Raw genomic sequence first — 16,216 nt, forward strand, 5'->3', positions numbered from 1 at the left:
GCATGAGCATTCCCTTCGCGCCCCAATCCATGGAATTCGGCCTCGGCGAGACGGCTGACGCCATTCGTGACACCACCGCCCGCTGGGCCGCCGAACGGCTGGCGCCGCGCGCCGCCGAAATCGACGAAAAGAACGAATTCGCCCGCGACCTGTGGCCCGAAATGGGCGAGCTGGGCCTGCACGGCATCACCGTCGAGGAAGAGTTCGGCGGCCTCGGCCTCGGCTACCTCGAACATGTGGTGGCGATGGAGGAAGTCAGCCGCGCCTCGGCCTCGATCGGCCTGAGCTACGGCGCCCACTCCAACCTGTGCGTCAATCAGATCCGCCGCTGGGGCACGCCCGAGCAGAAGGCGAAATACCTGCCCAAGCTGATCTCGGGCGAACACGTCGGCTCACTGGCCATGTCCGAGGCCGGCTCGGGTTCGGACGTCATGTCCATGCGCACCCGCGCCGAGAAGAAGGGCGACCGCTACGTCCTGAACGGCACCAAGTTCTGGATCACCAACGCCCCCCACGCCGAGACGCTGGTCGTCTACGCCCGCACCGGCGACGGCAATGGCGGCGTCACCGCCTTCCTGATCGAAAAGGGCATGAAGGGCTTTTCGGTCTCCAAGAAGCTGGACAAGATGGGCATGCGCGGCTCGGACACGGCCGAACTGGTGTTCGAGGACTGCGAAGTTCCCGAAGAGAACATCATGGGCGGCGAAGGGCGCGGCGCGGCCGTGCTGATGAGCGGTCTGGACTATGAGCGCGCCGTGCTGTCGGCTGGTCCGCTGGGCATCATGCAGGCGGCGCTGGACGTGGTCCTGCCCTACGTCCGCGACCGCAAACAGTTCGGCAAGGCCATCGGCTCCTTCCAGCTGATGCAGGGCAAGGTGGCCGACATGTACGTCGCCCTGAACAGCGCCCGCGCCTATGTCTATTCGGTCGCGCGCGCCTGCGATCAGGGCCTGACCACCCGCTATGACGCGGCGGGCGCCATCCTTCTGGCCTCGGAAAACGCGGTGAAGGTGACGATGGAGGCCGTTCAGGCTCTGGGCGGCGCCGGCTACACCAAGGAATGGCCGGTCGAGCGCCTGGTCCGCGACGCCAAACTCTATGACATCGGCGCCGGCACTAACGAAATCCGCCGCTTCCTGATCGGCCGCGAACTGCTGGGAAGCTGACGGAACCCTATGGCGGGCGGACGGCTTCCCTTTCATGCGAAAGGAGATCGTCATGCCCGCCAAATCCGCCGCCCAACAGAAAGCCGCCGGCGCCGCCTTGTCGGCCAAACGCGGTGACACGCCCAAATCCAAGCTTAAGGGCGCATCGAAATCCATGATGGAGTCGATGAGCGAAAAACAGCTTGAAGAACTTGCCGCGACCGATCGCAAGGGCAAGCCTGAACACGTCTCAAAACACTGATACACCCGTCGCTCAACGTCTGTGAAGCCGGGCTGTCAAACAGCCTATGGCGCAGCCTCAAGCGCGTCTCTACCTTGTGTTCAGCCCTTGTTTTGAGTCACGCTTGATGACGCTCGTTTCCACGCCGCCGCCTGATGAAAGTCGCGCCTTCTCTGACGTGCTTGAGCGGCTAGGTCAGGGCGATGAGCCAAAGCTGTCCCTGCGTGAAATGGTCGAGGCGTTCGGAGAGCGCGGCTTCGGCGCCGTGATCCTGATGCTGGCCCTGATGGCGCTGTTTCCGTGGCCGCCGGGCGGCAAGGCCGTGTTTTCCGTTCCCATCATCCTGATCGCCGCAGAGATGGCCTTGCAGCGTGAAAAGGTCTGGCTGCCGCGCTGGATGCTGAAGCTGTCGGTCAGCCGCGAATCCTATCGCACGACGGCGGCCAAGGTTCTGCCGCGTCTGCGCCGGGTCGAGCGCCTGACGCGGCCGCGCTGGCCGGTGCTGACCGGCGAGGCGGCCGATGTGGTCATCGGCCTGATCTGCATCATGCTGGCGCTGATGATGGCGCTACCGGTGCCGTTCGGCGACGCCCTGCCCGGCCTGACGCTGGCCCTGTTCGGTCTGGGGATCATCCAGCGCGACGGCGCCTTCATACTGGTCGGGCTGCTGGGGACCGCCGCGTGCGGCGTCTATCTGAGCCTGGTGTGGGCGACGGTCGTCGCTATCGTCAGCGGCGTCGCTCACTGGGCTGCGAGCCTGTTCTAAGGCGTCAGCAGACCTCAGCCCGCGTCGGTCTGGCCGCTGAGTCCCTGCATGATCATGCGGTTGATGTCGATCAGGGTCGAGAAGTCGTCCTCGCCCCGCATGACCTCGGAGGTATTGCGGTTGACGAACAGGCTCAGCGAGATGAACTGCGCCCGCATCGCCTGCGGCAGGGCGTTTCCGGGGTCCGAACAGGCGGTCGCCAGCGTCGACCAGAGGCGACGGTTCCAGTCCAGCGCATCCATGCGTCCGGCGATATCCGACTTATCCAGGGTCGAGGCGTGCATCAGGGCGCGCGTCACCTGGCCGAACAGCCGGTATTCCATTTCACGCGGGGCTTCAGCCCGCGTCGCCGCCGTCTTGTACGCCTGAAGCGACATTGCCGAGCCTTTGGTCTTCGTAATCGACGATTTTGCGGGCGCCCATCAGCGCCTTGTAATACTGGCGCGCCAGCACGTGCTTGGAGCAGGCCACGCATTCGGACAGCACGTCCGGGTTGCGGATCGCCCCCATGAACTCGGTCAGGCGCAGGGCGAATTCATCATAGAATTTCGGTGCGTCCGCCTCGTCCAGATACATCATCATGACGGGGAAATAGATGCGACGCGCGGGCGTGTTCACATCCTCGGGCTGCATGATGTCCTTTTCGCGCAGGACGCTGGCCTTGTTCTGCAGGATCAGCACGCCGCGACGGTCGCCGTTCTGCACGACGGCCCCGTTCAGCACAAATTTTTCGCCGGGTTTCAGCGACAGTTTCAGGGGCAAGGAAAGGTCTCCGCAGCGCCGCCTTCAGCCTGACGGCCAGCGGCTGATGAACTGTAAAGCGAGGGGGTTAACCATCCCTTCCCGTTCGCTTCACGATTGGGCGCATCCGCGATGCGCGGGAACACCCTGCATCGCCGGGCCGTTGACCTTGCGGAAGGGAGATCATGATGGCGACGCCCCAATTCGACATCGACGGTCAGGATCAGGCCGAAGTCTACGATGAGACGCATCTGGATGATGAGGGCGACGGCGATCTGTCGTTCGAGGAAACCGACGACGTGCTGGACGTCACCCGCCCCGGACGTGACATCGAGCCGCCGCGCCCCAATGCCGAACAGGCAAGCTTCGATCTCGATTCAGAGGACGACGACCCGCCTGCCGCAGAGCCGGGCGATGTGGAACTGGTCTACGTCGGCCTGATGCGGAACCAGCGCGGCGCACAGGCCAGCGCCGCACATTGGGAGGCCAGGCGCCTCTCTGACGATGACATCGAAGAACTGGGCTACGGCCCTGAAAAGTGAGGATATTGATGACCGAACATCCTAAAACCAACGCCCAGCAGGACGCAGACCCGAACACTCCGCCCGCCAAGCGCGCCCGCCATGAGACCGGCAAGCCGGATCAGTTGAAGGACAAGGAAAAGGACGCTGAAAACCGCCAGGAAGCCCTGATCGACGAAGGGGTCGAGGAAACCTTCCCCGCCAGCGACCCTGTCTCGGCCAAACGCATTACATAACGGCCGTCATCTGTTCATGCCCATCTCTTTAAGCTACCTGCTCTGTATCCCCGAAAGCAGAGCAGGTCAGCCATGAGCCGCTTCGAAGGCACGTCCAACTATATCGCCACCGACGACCTGAAGGTCGCGGTCAACGCCGCCGTGGCGCTGGAGCGACCGCTGCTGATCAAGGGCGAGCCGGGCACCGGCAAGACGGTTCTGGCCTATGAACTGGCGCGGGCGCTGAATGCGCCGCTGATCACCTGGCACGTCAAGTCGACCACCAAGGCGCACAACGGCCTATATGAATACGACGCCGTATCGCGTCTGCGCGACAGCCAGTTGGGCGACGAGCGCGTGCACGACGTGCGCAACTATCTGAAGAAGGGCAAGTTGTGGGAAGCCTTCACCGCCCCGACCCGCCCCGTCCTGCTGATCGACGAGATCGACAAGGCGGACATCGAGTTCCCCAACGACCTGCTGCAGGAACTCGACCGCATGGAGTTCTACGTCCAGGAAACGGACGAGACGATCCGCGCCGAGGTCCGCCCCGTCGTCGTCATCACCTCGAACAATGAGAAGGAACTGCCGGACGCCTTCCTGCGCCGCTGCTTCTTCCACTACATCCGCTTTCCCGACGCCGAGACGATGCAGGACATCGTCGAGGTCCACTTCCCCGGCATCAAGCCCCGTCTGGTCTCGGAAGCGCTGAAAACCTTCTATGAAATCCGCGACACGCCGGGCCTGAAGAAGAAGCCCTCCACGTCCGAACTGCTGGACTGGCTGAAGCTGCTGCTGGTCGATGACGTGGCGCCGGAAACCCTGCGCGAAAAGACGCCGGGCAAACTGATCCCGCCGCTGCACGGCGCCCTGCTGAAGAACGAACAGGACGTGCATCTGTTCGAGCGCCTGGCCTTCATGAGCCGTCGCGAAGGGGCCCGCCCCGGCGGTTGATTCAGGGCGCCTTTCCGTCGTTTTTCGATTACCGCGTTTTCACTGGTCCCTGAGCGTCAATGGCGCACAATCAGGCTCTGGAGTGGAGCCGACCATGCAACAGATCACCTGGCCCGTTATCGCCCTGGCGCTGATGACTGCCGCCTGCGACAACGGCGGAACGGTGCGCATCACCACGTCCACGACCTCGGATTCATCCGGCGTGCTGAAAGTCGTCGACGCCCTGCAATGCCCCCAGACGCAGGGCGTGCTGACGCGCAAGGGGTCGGCCCGCGCCGATGGCTCCTGCGTCTACAGCGGCCCGCGCGGTTCAGAGGTCATCCTGCAACTGGTCGCCCTGGACGGCCGCACCTCGAACGAGGCGCTGAAGGTCTTTGAGCAGGCCCTGACCTCCGATCTGCCCGAGGCCATGGCCCAGGTCGAGGCGGAGAACGCCCGCGCTCACGCCGAAGCCGCCCGCCTTGACGCCGATGCCGCCCGTGTCGCCGACGACGCAGCGCGCGCCGAAGCCGAGGCCTCCAGAGCCGCCGATGAGGCTGCCGGCGACACCGCCCATATCAGAATGCCCGGTCTGCGTGTCGACGCCGAGGGCGACAAGGCCAGCGTCCGCCTGCCCGGCATGAGGATCGACGCCGACGGCGACCGCGCCAACATCCGCATCGGCGGCCTGACCATCCGCGCCGACGACAAGACCAGCCGCGTCAACGTCTCGTCCGGCGACGATACGGTGAAGATCGACGCGACCGACGGCGCCGCCCGCATCCGCACCAGCGCATCTGGCGAGGCGGTGCGCGCCACCTTCCTGATGACCGGCAAGCAAGATTCGGCCAGCGGCTGGCGCACCGTCGGCTATGAAGCGCGCGGTCCCTCCGGCGGCCCCATCGTCGTCGCCACCGTCCGCAGCAAGGACCGCGACCCCGACCGTCTGTTCGACGCGGCCAAGGCGCTGGTGACGCTGAACGTCGGCGATTAACCCCCATCTATCGCAACGGCCGCCCTTGATCGCGCGTTCGGTCTGAGTCACCAGCCTGAGCATGCGCAACATCAAGACCCTGGCCGAAGAACTCGAAGACGCCGGCCCCGCGCCCCGGGTCCGCAAACCCAAGCCGCCCCGCGCCTGGCAACGGATGCTGTCGGGCCGCCGCCTGGACCTGCTGGACCCCTCGCCTTTCGACATCGAGATCGAGGACATCGCCCACGGCCTGGCCCGCGTCGCCCGCTGGAACGGTCAGACGATCGGCGAGCACGCCTTCTCGGTCGCCCAGCACTCGCTCGTGGTGGAAGAGATCGCCGCCCACATCCGCCCGGGGCTTGAGCCGAAATGGCGGCTGGCCGCCCTGCTGCACGACGCTTCCGAGTACGTCATCGGCGACATGATCTCGCCGTTCAAATCGGCGCTCGGCTCCAGCTACAAGGACTTCGAGGCCCGGCTGGAAGCCGCCATCCATGTGCGTTTCCAGCTGCCGCCCAAGACGCCGCAAACGATCAAGACCCTGATCAAGAAGGCCGACAAGGCCTGCGCATTCTATGAAGCGACCCAGCTGGCCGGTTTCACCCGCCGCGAGTCCCTGCAGATCTTCGGCGCCCCGCCGCCCGGCTATGATCTGGTGATCGAGCCCCAGCCCGCCGCCGTGGCCCAGCAGCGCTATCTGGACCGTTACCGCGTTCTGGCCGAAGCTGTCGGCATCCTGCCCGGCGCCGACGCCTGGCATACCGAGTAACCGGCCACACCGAGTATAGCGGCGGACGCAAGGGAGACGCATGGACCAGGGGCGGACGGAGGCTTCACCCTCCCACACCGGCATAAGGATCGGCCTGTCGGCGGTGATCATCGCCCTGCGGGACCGTCAGGCCGTCGTCCTGACCACCCATGCGCCAGACGGCGCCCCGGCCCTGCCCTTCGGCCCGTTCGACCCGGCGCGCGACCGCACATTCGAGTTGGCCCTGCGCGCCTTCGTCGCCGACCAGACGGGCTTTCCGCTGGGCTTTGTGGAGCAACTCTACACCTTCGGCGACCTGGGCCGCGCTGCGCCGCGCGCCACGCCTGCGCCGGATCGCGCGCGCGACATCTCGGTCGGCTATCTCGCCCTGACCGCGGACGCGCCCGACGACCCCAGTTTCGGCGCTTCTGGCCGCGACGCCGCCTGGACGCCCATATTCCACATCTTCCCCTGGGAGGACTGGCGCCGAGGCCGCCCCCCCGTCATGGAGCGCCTGATCCCCGACCTGTGCGCCTGGGCCGCGGATGACGTCGTACGCAAGGGCCGCATCGACGCCCTGTTCGCCCTAACGCCCGGCGCCCGCTGGAACGAGGAACGCGTGCTGGACCGCTATGAACTGCTCTATGAAGCGGGCCTGGTCGAAGAATCCGCCCGCGACAACGGCCGCGCCCCGCCGCCCGCGCTCGGCGATCTGCCCATGGCCTCCGACCACCGCCGCATCCTGGCCACCGGCGTCGCCCGTCTGCGCAGCAAGCTGAAGTACCGGCCGGTCCTTTTCGACCTGACGCCAGACACCTTCACCCTGTCGACGCTGCAGGCGGCGGCCGAGGCCGTCGCGGGCCTGTCGCTGCACAAACAGAACTTCCGCCGCGGCGTCGAACGCACCGGCCTGGTCCAGCCCACGGGCGTTTTCACCAGCGACACCGGCGGCCGCCCGGCCGAACTGTTCCGCCACATCCGGCCCGAACCGGGCGACGGCGCCGCCTTCGGCCTGTCTCTTCCCGGACAGCGTTGATCAGCCGTTCAAATTTCTTCGCCCTGATGGCTTGCAGCCATCGCAGCCTTTGATTAGAGAAGCCGCTCGCTCAGCCCCATTAGGGACTTTCGGCCTGCGGAGAGGTGGCAGAGTGGTTGAATGTACCGCACTCGAAATGCGGCGTACGTGGAAGCGTACCGGGGGTTCGAATCCCCCCCTCTCCGCCACACACCTGTTTCATGAAATTCCAGCTTGCTCACCGAAAGCCCGGTAGCGCAAGGTTTCCAGCCCCGGCCCCGTCGCCGCTTGAGTTTGGCGCGCGTGTCCGGTTTCAGGGCGGAACTTAGGGTGGCGACCGATCCTGCCACTGCCGCATGTTCTCTGTCTGTTCTGGAGCGAGCATGGCGAGAGCGATCAATAGGCTTAACGCCTGTCAGATAGGCGGTATGAATGACCCTGGTCTGTTTGCAGACGGGAACAGCTTCTACTTGCGCATCGATCAGACCGGCTCCAAGCGATGGGTGTACATCTACTACCGGGGCGCCAAGCGGCGCGAGATGGGGCTTGGATCTGCGCTGACCGTCAAGCTCTCGGAGGCCCGCGCCGAGGCAGAGAAAGCAAGGCGAGTTGGGGTGTACGCGCCGATCCTATCGAGACGAGGTCGCTGATGAGGTGCTCGACATCCTGTCGCCAGTCGTTCGGACGGCGATGGAGGGCGACCGCGGGGCCATACCCGGCCCGGAGCCGCTAACCTTGTGCATCCCGCGCCATAACAGGTCCGCGATGACGGCTATATTTGAGCATGACGGCCTACCCGTCGCAGTCATGGGGTGGCCCTAACGTCCAAGGCGTCCGCCTCCCTGTGGCGCCTGCTTGATCCGCCGCCTGGCCTAAGTGCGCCGCCTGCGCCCTGGATCGCCGCCAAACTGACAGCTGACCTCGCCGAGGCTCCGCCCCGTGTCGCCAAACTGCTGGGTGATCTAGAGCGTATTGTCGCATGGGCCTGGATCGATGCGATAAGAACATGAGACAGCGGAATCGGCCGCGGCTACCACGCGTTGATCTTGCGATCGACCGCCTCACCGATATCAACGGGGTCTACTGGCTGGTCAGAGAGTATCGCCCCACGCCGCACGGCTTTGACCTGGCGATAGGCTGGCCTGATCAGGCAGGCCCACACGGTCTAACCGCTATTTTGACAGCTGGTGTTGCGGACTATCTCATCCGCACCGAGCGCTCCAGAGACGTTAACCTGCCGGTCGGCCGCATCACCGTCAAACGTCTGCGCGCTCAGCTGGATCTGCGCTTTAACTGAGATGCATGGTGGGCTGCGCGAGAAGACGATCTGCGGTCAATGACGTTGGAGGCGTTTGCCGCCCGTCATCAATGCTCGACCGGCGCTGCAAGCCAACGGCGGGCGGCCATCAAACCGCACGTCTGATGTCGCTCCGAGGCATCGCCTGGCGCACATCACGCACGTTGTCCGCCGTCAACCTGACCGCTGCCGTCTGAGCCTCGTCCCTGCGCTCCCCGGTGATCACCTCCACCGTCTTGCGCCACTGAGCCCTTGTGAGCCGAGCCGTTGACAAGCAGGTGCTCCAGCAGGCGGAAGTCGCGCGGCGGGAGGCGGTCGCGGACCCACTGCATCCGGCGGGAGGCCTCGACCTGGGCCTGGCTGATGTTCTGACCGGGGGCGCCGATCTCTGATCCGCGGATGTGGTCGGGGCGCCGCACCGTCATGATCGACGCGACCTACCCCAAGGCGCACCTCACGGCGTCGAGCCTGCGGGTAAAAAAGGGGGCCACGGGCGGCTGATCGGACGCACCAAAGGCGGGGTGAACCTCAAACTCCACGCCGTGACCGATGCCAACGAACGACCGATCAGCCTGTTCATGACAGCGGGTCAGGTCAGTGCCGACAACGGCGCCGCCGCACTGCTGAACAGCCTTGCCCGGACGCAGTGGCTGCTCGGTGAGCGGGGCTATGATACGGACTGGTTCAGGACGCCTTGCAGGCCAAGGGCATCACGCCCTGCATCCTTGGCCGCAAATCCCGCACTGAGCCCATCCGCTACGACAAGCGGCGAAACCGGATCGAAATCATATTTGGACGCCTGAAAGACTGGCGAGGGGTCGCTACGCGCTATGATCGCTGCCCGACCGTCTTCCCCTCTGCCATAGCCCTCGCCGCAACCGTCCTCTTCTGGTTATGAGTCCTCAGCCTAGAGCAACACTGCCTGCTCCATTACCGCTTCTGCTCACCTGCACCGAAGCGGTCGCGGAAATCGTCCAGTGATATGGTGAACTCGTCGCGGTTCAGGAATTCCTCGTCGCTCAGACCGGGCTGCTCATTGGTCTTGTACCAGCGGGCGTAGTTCGGTTCGTCCGAGGCGTAGCGGTGGTAGAAGGTCGAATAGGTCCGGACGCGGATACGGGGCGTCTGACCGCTCATGTCGAACGCCATCAGCCGCATCCAGCCGTCGCCCAGCGCCGGGGCTTTGGCCGGGTCGACGCCGGCATCGATCGCCGCCTGATTGCGGTCCTGATAGTCGGACAAAATCTGATAGACGGCGCCGCCCTCACGATTGGCGTCCACGCGATAGGACTGGCCGTTGTGGTGGCCGCTCAGGACCATGAATATCTGCGGGTTTCTGAAGACCAGCTTGTCCCAGACGGCCTGCGGATTGTTGTCATAGGGGTCGACGACCGCCTGATTGACGACGGGATGCGGCATGCGCTCGCCGTGTTTATCCAGAAAGTCGTGGGTGGTGATGATGGTCGGCAGGCCGGGATGGGCGTGGATGATCGTCTCGGCCCATTTCAGACTGTTGTCGGAAGGCGCGAACTGCAGGCCGATGTGCAGGAAACGATAGCCCCCGGCTTCAAATATCTGAGCGCTGTCGGCGCCTTGCTCATGGGCGCCGACATACCAGGGCCGGTCCTTGAAGAAGAAGGATTCCGAGCCGAAGGCGCGCGTCCATTCCTTCAGGCCGCCGACGTGGATCATGCCCAGACGGCGCAGGTCGCCCTGAGGCGCGCTCAGGTCCTGAGGCCATGACGCCTCCCACCACTGCGCATCATAGTCATGATTGCCGGAAACGACCGAGAAAGGCAGCACGCCGTCCAGCAGACGATAGGCTTCGACAGCCGACGGAATCTCGACCTCGCGCACGCCCTGCGCATAGCGATCGAGGCTTACCCCCGGCGGGGCCGGACGCGGGCTGAAACCGCGCGCGGCGTGCGCGGGATCAATGGCCAGGGTCGGATGCTGCCAGACATCCCCGACGCCCGTGGCGAAGACGATGCTTCCGCCCCGCGAGGCGGCGTTATCGGCGATGAAGCGCATCTGCTGGGTCATCATCTCGCGCGCATCGAAAGCGAAGCCCTCGGCGCGCTGATGGGTGAAGTCGACGTAGTTCTGGGTATCGGGAATGACCGCGATCGTGAACTGCCGGTCTTGCGATTGCGCCAGCGCAGGCGTGACGGCAAGCGTCAGGGCGGCGATCAGGGCGCCGGTCATGTTGCGGATCATCGACATGTCGACCTCAGGACAAAGGCGAAAAGGCTCCGGTCATGCGACCGGAGCCTTGGGGCAGGATCAGTAGACGTAGTTCAGACGCACGCCCCAGGTGCGGGGCGGGTTAGGCGAGCCGGTGCGCGCCGAGATGAAGGCGTTGCGCGATTCTTCCGAATAGGAATTCGTCAGGTTGTTCACATAGACGCCGAAGGCGTATCGGGCGTCCGCCGGACGGAAGGTCAGGTTGGCGTTCACCAGCCAGTAGTCGTCGATGACCGAGTTGGACGAGGTGCTGAACTTCTCGTCGCGATAGGCATAGTTGGTTTCAGCCTGCACGCCCCAGTTGGCGATCTGCCAGTCATAGGCGATGGAGCCCTTATAGTCCCACTTGGGAAACGGCAGGCGTTCGCCCGAGCGATCACTGTAGATGATGGTGTTGTATTCACCGGTCACCGGATCCTTGGCCGCCTCGGTCGCGGTCGCGTCGACGAAGTAGAACTCGTCATACTCGCCGTATTTATAGGCCAAAGACTGGGTGATGGTCAGGTTAGGGGTCGGACGCCAGCGCAGCTCCAGTTCCGCGCCCTGAATGTGCGACTTGGGGATGTTGATCATCCGGCCGACGCGGCCCGTCTGGGTGTAGAGCACGCCCTGAAGCTGCTGGTCGCGATAATCGTAATAGAAGGCGGCCGCGTTCAACTGCAGCTTGCGGTCGAAGAAGCTGGACTTCACCCCGGCCTCATAGGCGATCAGTTCTTCGAATTTGAAGGGGTCCAGTTGTTCGGCCAGGCCGCTGTTGTAGGTGGTGAAACCGCCCGACTTCACCCCGCGCGAGACGTTGGCGTAGGTCAGGATGTCGTCGCTGAAGGTGTATTCAACGCCCAGCTTGCCGGTCCACTCGCCCATGCTCTGGGACTTGTCCGCCGTGGCGCGAACCGCCGCAGTCGGGGCCAGGGTTTCGGTCTTGAAGTTGTTGAGTTCGCGCATCTCGTCTTCGTAGCGCACGCCCCCGACCAGCGTCAGGCGATCGGTCAGCTGATAGTCCAGATTGGCGAAGACGCCCGTGGTCTCGACCTTCTGGCCATAGGTTGTGCTCATCCAGAAGCCCAGGTTCCTGGCTTCGGAAAAGTCGGAGTAGAAGCCGCCGTCGATGCTTTCATTGGCGTGATACAGGCCGACCAGCCACTGGGCGCGGCCGACCGGATGCGACGCCAGCCGCACTTCCTGCGACGTCGTCTCGATGTCGTTGAAGAAGAAGGTCCCCGCCTCGTTCGACGCCGTGGCGTCCCAGTCGTTGAACTCGTTCCGGTCGAACGTTTCATAGGCGGCGACGGCGGTCAGATCGGCCCAGCCCAGATCATGGTTCAGGCGCAGGCTGGCGCCCTTGCCTTCGTTGTCGCGGAAGGGCTTGGCGTTCGGCGAGGCGCCGATCAGTTGGGCGAAGTAAGGCGAAATGCCCCAGCCCGTAATCCGATGAGACGTATCGACAGGATAGACCTTGCCCCCGCCCGAGGTGAAGGGCGTCACGATCAGGCGCAGGCCCCGGCCGTCGGATTCATCACGGCTGTAGTGCAGGTTCAGATCCAGGTCGGTCCGTTCGCTCGGGCGCCAGTTGACGCGCAGACGCGCCGCCTTGGTGTCCTTGTCGCCCAGACTTTCGCCGGTGTCGCGGTGATACTGCCAGGCGCCGCCCGACTCTGCGGCCAGCGACAGGCGCGCCGTCAGGTTTTCCGCCAGCGGGCCGGACAGATAGCCCTCCAGTTTGGCCGCATTATAGCTGCCGTAGCTGGCCGAGAAGCCCGCCTGCACCGTGTCCGTCGGCGCATTGGTGATGACGCTGACTGCGCCGCCGGTCGTGTTGCGCCCATACAGGGTGCCCTGCGGACCGCGCAGCACCTCGATGCGCGCGATGTCGTACAGCAGGCCCTGCGTCATGACGCCGTAAGGATAGGCCACCTCGTCGACGTAAATGCCGACGGTCGAGGTGTTGTTGGCCGCATAGTCGGTCAGGCCGACGCCGCGGATGCGGAACTGGGGCTGGCCGCCGCCCAACTGGCTGTCGACTTCCAGACTGGGGACCGTGTTCTCCAGATCGTTGACGTTCTGGATGTTGCGGTTGTCCAGATCCTGACCCGAGATGACGGTCAGCGCCAGACCGACCTTCTGAGATGACTCCTCGCGGCGCTGGGCCGTGACGATGACGTCGTCGACCGAAGCGGTCTGTTCCGACGTGGATTGCGCGGCGACCGGCAGGGCCGCAGCGAAAGCAAGCACGGCGAGCGATGCGCCGATGAATAGACGTGGCATGAACCCATTCCCTGGACAGCCGCGCAGTCGTCCCCCGACGCGCGCCGAAGCGTTGAAACCCATCATCGAAAGGCGCCTGGCCGGCGGGCAGGCGAAATCGCGCGGATTCCCAAGACTGGAAATCGAGTGAAATCTCTGCGCCGAAAAACGTCTGTTCGACTGGATTTTTGACGTAACGGCTGCGCGTTATGCTTTGATGACGCTTATTTTAAGTGTTTTCGTCAAATCAGACGAAGTCGCCTAAAACGTGTGTTCTCTTGTCTTTTATCGCGTATGGACCAGGGCGCGTGCGGCGTCCTGAAGCTGCTGGACGCCATAGGGCTGCTGAGTCGCGCTGACGATCAGGGCCTGCCCCTTGATCCATATGGCGAAGCGCGAGGCCGCCAGTCGGGTCAGGTCGAACGTCTCAGGCCAGACATCGGCGCGGTTCGTATAGGTGCCCCCGCCCTCTGGCCCGCGCAGGATCATGGCCAGGTCCTGAAAGCCCGGCTCCAGCCTGGCCTTCAGGCAGATCTGGGCGATCAGCCGGGCGTATTTGACATAGAAGCCGTCTGCGGGCGCCAGGGTCGGGGCGATCAGTTCCGCCCACCCCGCCACATCGGTCGGAGGCCCCGTCCGCCCCAGGCGACGATGATCCAGATAGGGCGGCATTTCGCGAAAGACGCTGTGCCACACGGCGTCCATCAGGAACTGCCCCATATCGCCCCAGTGATGGGCGATGGTCGAGGTGGACGTTCCCGCCTCCAGACTGACGGACCTGTTCGTCACCCCATTGACCCCCTGCCCCAGTATCTGGTCCGCGGCGATGTTCAACAACCGCAGCTTCATCGAGTCAGGGTCCAGCCCTTCAGCCGGCTCATGAGGGATGATCAACCGGTGGGTGAACCAGTCCGTCGCGACGGCAGGCCCGTCGGGATGGTCCATCGCGCGATCGACCATGGCTCCGACAGTCTCGACCAGAATAGCGCCGTAGTCGCTCCGATCAGACAGGGCGACGGCGTAATACTGCTCCATCAGCAGGAAGCCGCCCAGAAAGGGGGTGAAGTCGCCCGATACGCCGTGACGGCCCGCAAAGCGTTCCAGAAACTCCCGCCAGGCCCGCAACCTGATCTGATCCCAGCGCAGGATGAAATCGCGGCGAGCCTCCGACGGATCATGCGTCAGGATCAGCGCCTCGATCACGCGCGCGCCGTGCGCCTGCGACGAGCTTCTGACCTTCAGATAGGACAGGATCACGCCGATCAGCGCGTCGCGTCCCGGCGGCAGATGATCCAGACGAGCGAAGAAATCACGATGAAACGCCTCGTCCTGCGCCAGCGCGACCTCGCTGACGGCCTCGATCAATCCGGCCTTCGAGCCGAACAGATTGACGATGACGGTCGTGCTCTTGCCGATGGACTGCGCCAGATCGCGCAATGTCAGTCCATCCAGACCGACGCGAGCGATAATTTCGAGCGCGGCATCGAGGATCCGCTCAGTCTCGACGAAGCGGTTTTGCGGCTCTTGGGCGATCATCCGCAATGTCTGGCGCGCAGCAACCATCCTGTACAGAGCGAAACGAATGGTGCTGACAACTTAACTCGAGCCGGGCACTGGATGGCCCTCCCCTTGCCCGACCTCAGGCTGCTTGGGTCGCGACCGCCCAGGCGGCAGTGCTGTCAGGTTAAGTGATCCCAGATCAAAAGACCCCTCCCTAGCTCCCATCAGACGACGGCCGCCGCCCATGCCGCATCAGCTTCGGCGCGGAAGCGACGAAGGATAGGGCCGGCTGATCAGATGACGCTGGACGTTGAAGGTGTTGTAGATCGCGGCATGGGTGGTGAGAAATTTCTGGGCGGGAGCCCGGGATTTGAAACGCCGCTGCTGCCGTTCCCGTCGGCGGATCGGGAGATGGGAATTCTCGGCACGATTGTTCTCTCGTAGCCGGCCAGGGCGGTGGAGGTGACCGAGGCCCAACTCCCGAAGCGCCGAGCCATATGACGCCAGGCCGTCCGTGGTGATCTGCTCCGGCTCGACAGGCCGATTTCGCAGGAGCCGACCGAACCACTTCAGCGCGGCCTCATTGTCCCGCCGCCGCTGAACGACGACGTCAAGAACCTCGCCTTCGTCGTCGACGGCTCGCCACAGATAGATACGCCGGCCGCCGATCCAGCACGCCATCTCATCCAGATGCCAACGCGGGGACGGCGCCGGCCGTCTCTTCTTCAAGCGCCGGGCGATCAGCGGTCCGAACTTCCGCGTCCAGCTCCGGATCGTCTCGTAACTGACCTCGATTCCACGCTGGGCCAGCATTTCCTCGACGTCGCGCAGGCTCAGATTGAAGCGGAAGTAGAGCCATACCGCGTGACGGATCACATCCGCCGGGAACCGATGGCGCCTGAACGATAGAGGTTTCATAAAATGCGTCCCCGATCAGCCGTTTACGCCGACCTTCAGTGGAGACAAGTTAGCGTTAGACTGACAGCACCAGGGCGGGAGGCGTCGCCGCCTTCCGCCCTGTTCTGTTCCAGGCCTGTCTCAGAGGTCAGTAACGACGGCCAAGGGTCGTCGAATAATAATACAGCATCACCTGCCCTACGATGATGAACAGGGCGCAGCCTGACAGCAGGAACGGGTCGAGATAGATCGGGTCCCGGAAGGCGAATTCTCCGCTGCTGATTTTAGCCCAGCCGCGGAAATGCTGGGTCGAAGCGACGACAACGCCCAGGGCGCCGATGACGGTCGACAGATAGCGTCCGATCCATCCCAGACTGACCGGGCTGAGCATCCCCAGCCCCAGAATGCCGATCACTGTCCGCTGCACCCGGCAATAGGGACAAATGTACACCGCGCCGGTCCAATCCAGGGCCCAGGCTCCCAGGCTGATGGCGATGGCCGCCAGACCCAGCCACTGGATATGGCGACGCTCCAGTTGGAACATCATTTGTGAGAATCCTCCCCGATTGCGGACAAAGCTTAACTATGCAGGCCGGAAAACGCCAAGCCTTCATGGCGTCATGTTCATGGCTCAATCGGGCCCGCCATCTCACGATAGCGCCCTGAAAGCGACCATGGCATTGCGCGGCTCGCCTTACCGGCTGTTCCAGTTGGGTTCCCCAGGGGTGGTGGAACA

At 64.2% G+C, this 16,216-nt stretch carries 18 protein-coding genes, 1 tRNA gene and 2 pseudogenes; 13 read left to right on the plus strand and 8 right to left on the minus strand.

All coding sequences use genetic code 11. From position 1 onward, the window contains the following. Window positions 1-2 precede the first annotated feature (2 nt). The 3 genes from ACORJG_RS09290 to ACORJG_RS09300 all read left to right on the plus strand — a co-directional run bounded on the left by ACORJG_RS09290 (window position 3) and on the right by ACORJG_RS09300 (window position 2,152). A complete protein-coding gene (locus tag ACORJG_RS09290) occupies window positions 3-1,166 on the plus strand; it encodes an isovaleryl-CoA dehydrogenase (RefSeq protein WP_427788757.1) in 1,164 nt (387 codons plus the stop codon). 52 nt (window positions 1,167-1,218) lie between these two features. Further along, window positions 1,219-1,407, plus strand: coding sequence for a DUF3008 family protein (locus tag ACORJG_RS09295; protein WP_427788759.1), 189 nt, complete (start codon window positions 1,219-1,221; stop codon window positions 1,405-1,407). A 106-nt stretch (window positions 1,408-1,513) separates the two neighbouring features. Beyond that, window positions 1,514-2,152 (plus strand): exopolysaccharide biosynthesis protein, encoded by a 639-nt coding sequence (locus ACORJG_RS09300; protein ID WP_427788761.1) that lies wholly within the window; start codon window positions 1,514-1,516, stop codon window positions 2,150-2,152. A 14-nt stretch (window positions 2,153-2,166) separates the two neighbouring features. On the opposite strand, the gene flaF is transcribed toward ACORJG_RS09300, so the two are convergent. Together flaF and flbT are read right to left on the minus strand one after the other, a co-directional pair. Next, on the minus strand, window positions 2,167-2,529 hold the full coding sequence (flaF, locus tag ACORJG_RS09305; RefSeq protein ID WP_427788762.1) for a flagellar biosynthesis regulator FlaF: 363 nt from the start codon (window positions 2,527-2,529) through the stop codon (window positions 2,167-2,169). Continuing rightward, window positions 2,489-2,914 carry a flagellar biosynthesis repressor FlbT gene (gene flbT / locus ACORJG_RS09310; RefSeq protein ID WP_427788764.1) on the minus strand — a complete coding sequence of 142 codons (426 nt, stop codon included), beginning with the start codon at window positions 2,912-2,914 and terminating at the stop codon, window positions 2,489-2,491. The genes flaF and flbT overlap by 41 nt, the downstream gene beginning before the upstream one ends. A 167-nt stretch (window positions 2,915-3,081) precedes the next feature. On the opposite strand from flbT, the gene ACORJG_RS09315 reads away from it, so the two are divergent. The 9 genes from ACORJG_RS09315 to ACORJG_RS09355 all read left to right on the plus strand — a co-directional run bounded on the left by ACORJG_RS09315 (window position 3,082) and on the right by ACORJG_RS09355 (window position 8,595). Continuing rightward, entirely contained in the window at window positions 3,082-3,435 is a 354-nt protein-coding gene (locus tag ACORJG_RS09315; protein WP_427788766.1) for a hypothetical protein, read from the plus strand. Window positions 3,436-3,443: 8 nt separating this feature from the next. Continuing rightward, the gene (locus ACORJG_RS09320) at window positions 3,444-3,650 is read left to right on the plus strand and encodes a hypothetical protein (RefSeq protein WP_427788768.1); all 207 of its coding nucleotides are present in this window, start codon (window positions 3,444-3,446) and stop codon (window positions 3,648-3,650) included. 72 nt (window positions 3,651-3,722) lie between these two features. Continuing rightward, window positions 3,723-4,583, plus strand: coding sequence for an AAA family ATPase (locus ACORJG_RS09325; protein WP_024353212.1), 861 nt, complete (start codon window positions 3,723-3,725; stop codon window positions 4,581-4,583). A gap of 94 nt (window positions 4,584-4,677) precedes the next feature. Continuing rightward, window positions 4,678-5,556, plus strand: a complete 879-nt coding sequence (locus tag ACORJG_RS09330; protein WP_427788770.1) for a methyltransferase type 11 — start codon at window positions 4,678-4,680, stop codon at window positions 5,554-5,556. A 154-nt stretch (window positions 5,557-5,710) separates the two neighbouring features. Continuing rightward, on the plus strand, window positions 5,711-6,304 hold the full coding sequence (locus ACORJG_RS09335; RefSeq protein ID WP_024353214.1) for a YfbR-like 5'-deoxynucleotidase: 594 nt from the start codon (window positions 5,711-5,713) through the stop codon (window positions 6,302-6,304). Between the two features lie 40 nt (window positions 6,305-6,344). Next, a complete protein-coding gene (locus tag ACORJG_RS09340; protein ID WP_427788772.1) occupies window positions 6,345-7,319 on the plus strand; it encodes an NUDIX hydrolase in 975 nt (324 codons plus the stop codon). A 98-nt stretch (window positions 7,320-7,417) separates the two neighbouring features. After that, window positions 7,418-7,507: transfer RNA gene (locus ACORJG_RS09345), tRNA-Ser, on the plus strand. A 219-nt stretch (window positions 7,508-7,726) separates the two neighbouring features. Then, window positions 7,727-7,948 (plus strand): Arm DNA-binding domain-containing protein, encoded by a 222-nt coding sequence (locus ACORJG_RS09350; protein WP_427788773.1) that lies wholly within the window; start codon window positions 7,727-7,729, stop codon window positions 7,946-7,948. A 329-nt stretch (window positions 7,949-8,277) separates the two neighbouring features. Continuing rightward, a complete protein-coding gene (locus ACORJG_RS09355) occupies window positions 8,278-8,595 on the plus strand; it encodes a hypothetical protein (RefSeq protein ID WP_427788775.1) in 318 nt (105 codons plus the stop codon). A 155-nt stretch (window positions 8,596-8,750) separates the two neighbouring features. Here ACORJG_RS09355 and ACORJG_RS09360 read toward each other — a convergent pair whose 3' ends face one another. Then, window positions 8,751-9,020, minus strand: a complete 270-nt coding sequence (locus ACORJG_RS09360) for a hypothetical protein (RefSeq protein WP_427793089.1) — start codon at window positions 9,018-9,020, stop codon at window positions 8,751-8,753. Here ACORJG_RS09360 and ACORJG_RS09365 point away from each other — a divergent pair. Beyond that, a pseudogene (locus tag ACORJG_RS09365) lies at window positions 9,010-9,493 on the plus strand (IS5 family transposase); the annotation flags it as partial. The gene ACORJG_RS09360 and the pseudogene ACORJG_RS09365 sit on opposite strands and share 11 nt — an antisense overlap. A 32-nt stretch (window positions 9,494-9,525) precedes the next feature. On the opposite strand, the gene ACORJG_RS09370 reads toward ACORJG_RS09365, so the two are convergent. The 5 genes and pseudogenes from ACORJG_RS09370 to ACORJG_RS09390 all read right to left on the minus strand — a co-directional run bounded on the left by ACORJG_RS09370 (window position 9,526) and on the right by ACORJG_RS09390 (window position 16,027). Next, entirely contained in the window at window positions 9,526-10,818 is a 1,293-nt protein-coding gene (locus ACORJG_RS09370) for a serine/threonine protein phosphatase (protein WP_427788776.1), read from the minus strand. A 60-nt stretch (window positions 10,819-10,878) separates the two neighbouring features. After that, window positions 10,879-13,104, minus strand: a complete 2,226-nt coding sequence (locus tag ACORJG_RS09375; RefSeq protein WP_427788777.1) for a TonB-dependent receptor — start codon at window positions 13,102-13,104, stop codon at window positions 10,879-10,881. A gap of 264 nt (window positions 13,105-13,368) precedes the next feature. Continuing rightward, window positions 13,369-14,619: a TetR/AcrR family transcriptional regulator gene (locus tag ACORJG_RS09380; protein WP_427788778.1), complete on the minus strand. Its 1,251-nt coding sequence runs from the start codon at window positions 14,617-14,619 to the stop codon at window positions 13,369-13,371. 188 nt (window positions 14,620-14,807) lie between these two features. Beyond that, a pseudogene (locus ACORJG_RS09385) lies at window positions 14,808-15,501 on the minus strand (IS6 family transposase). A 127-nt stretch (window positions 15,502-15,628) separates the two neighbouring features. Then, window positions 15,629-16,027 carry a hypothetical protein gene (locus ACORJG_RS09390; RefSeq protein ID WP_427788779.1) on the minus strand — a complete coding sequence of 133 codons (399 nt, stop codon included), beginning with the start codon at window positions 16,025-16,027 and terminating at the stop codon, window positions 15,629-15,631. Window positions 16,028-16,216: the final 189 nt, after the last annotated feature.

The organism is Brevundimonas diminuta (genome assembly GCF_050310045.1).
GTDB lineage: Bacteria > Pseudomonadota > Alphaproteobacteria > Caulobacterales > Caulobacteraceae > Brevundimonas > Brevundimonas diminuta_F.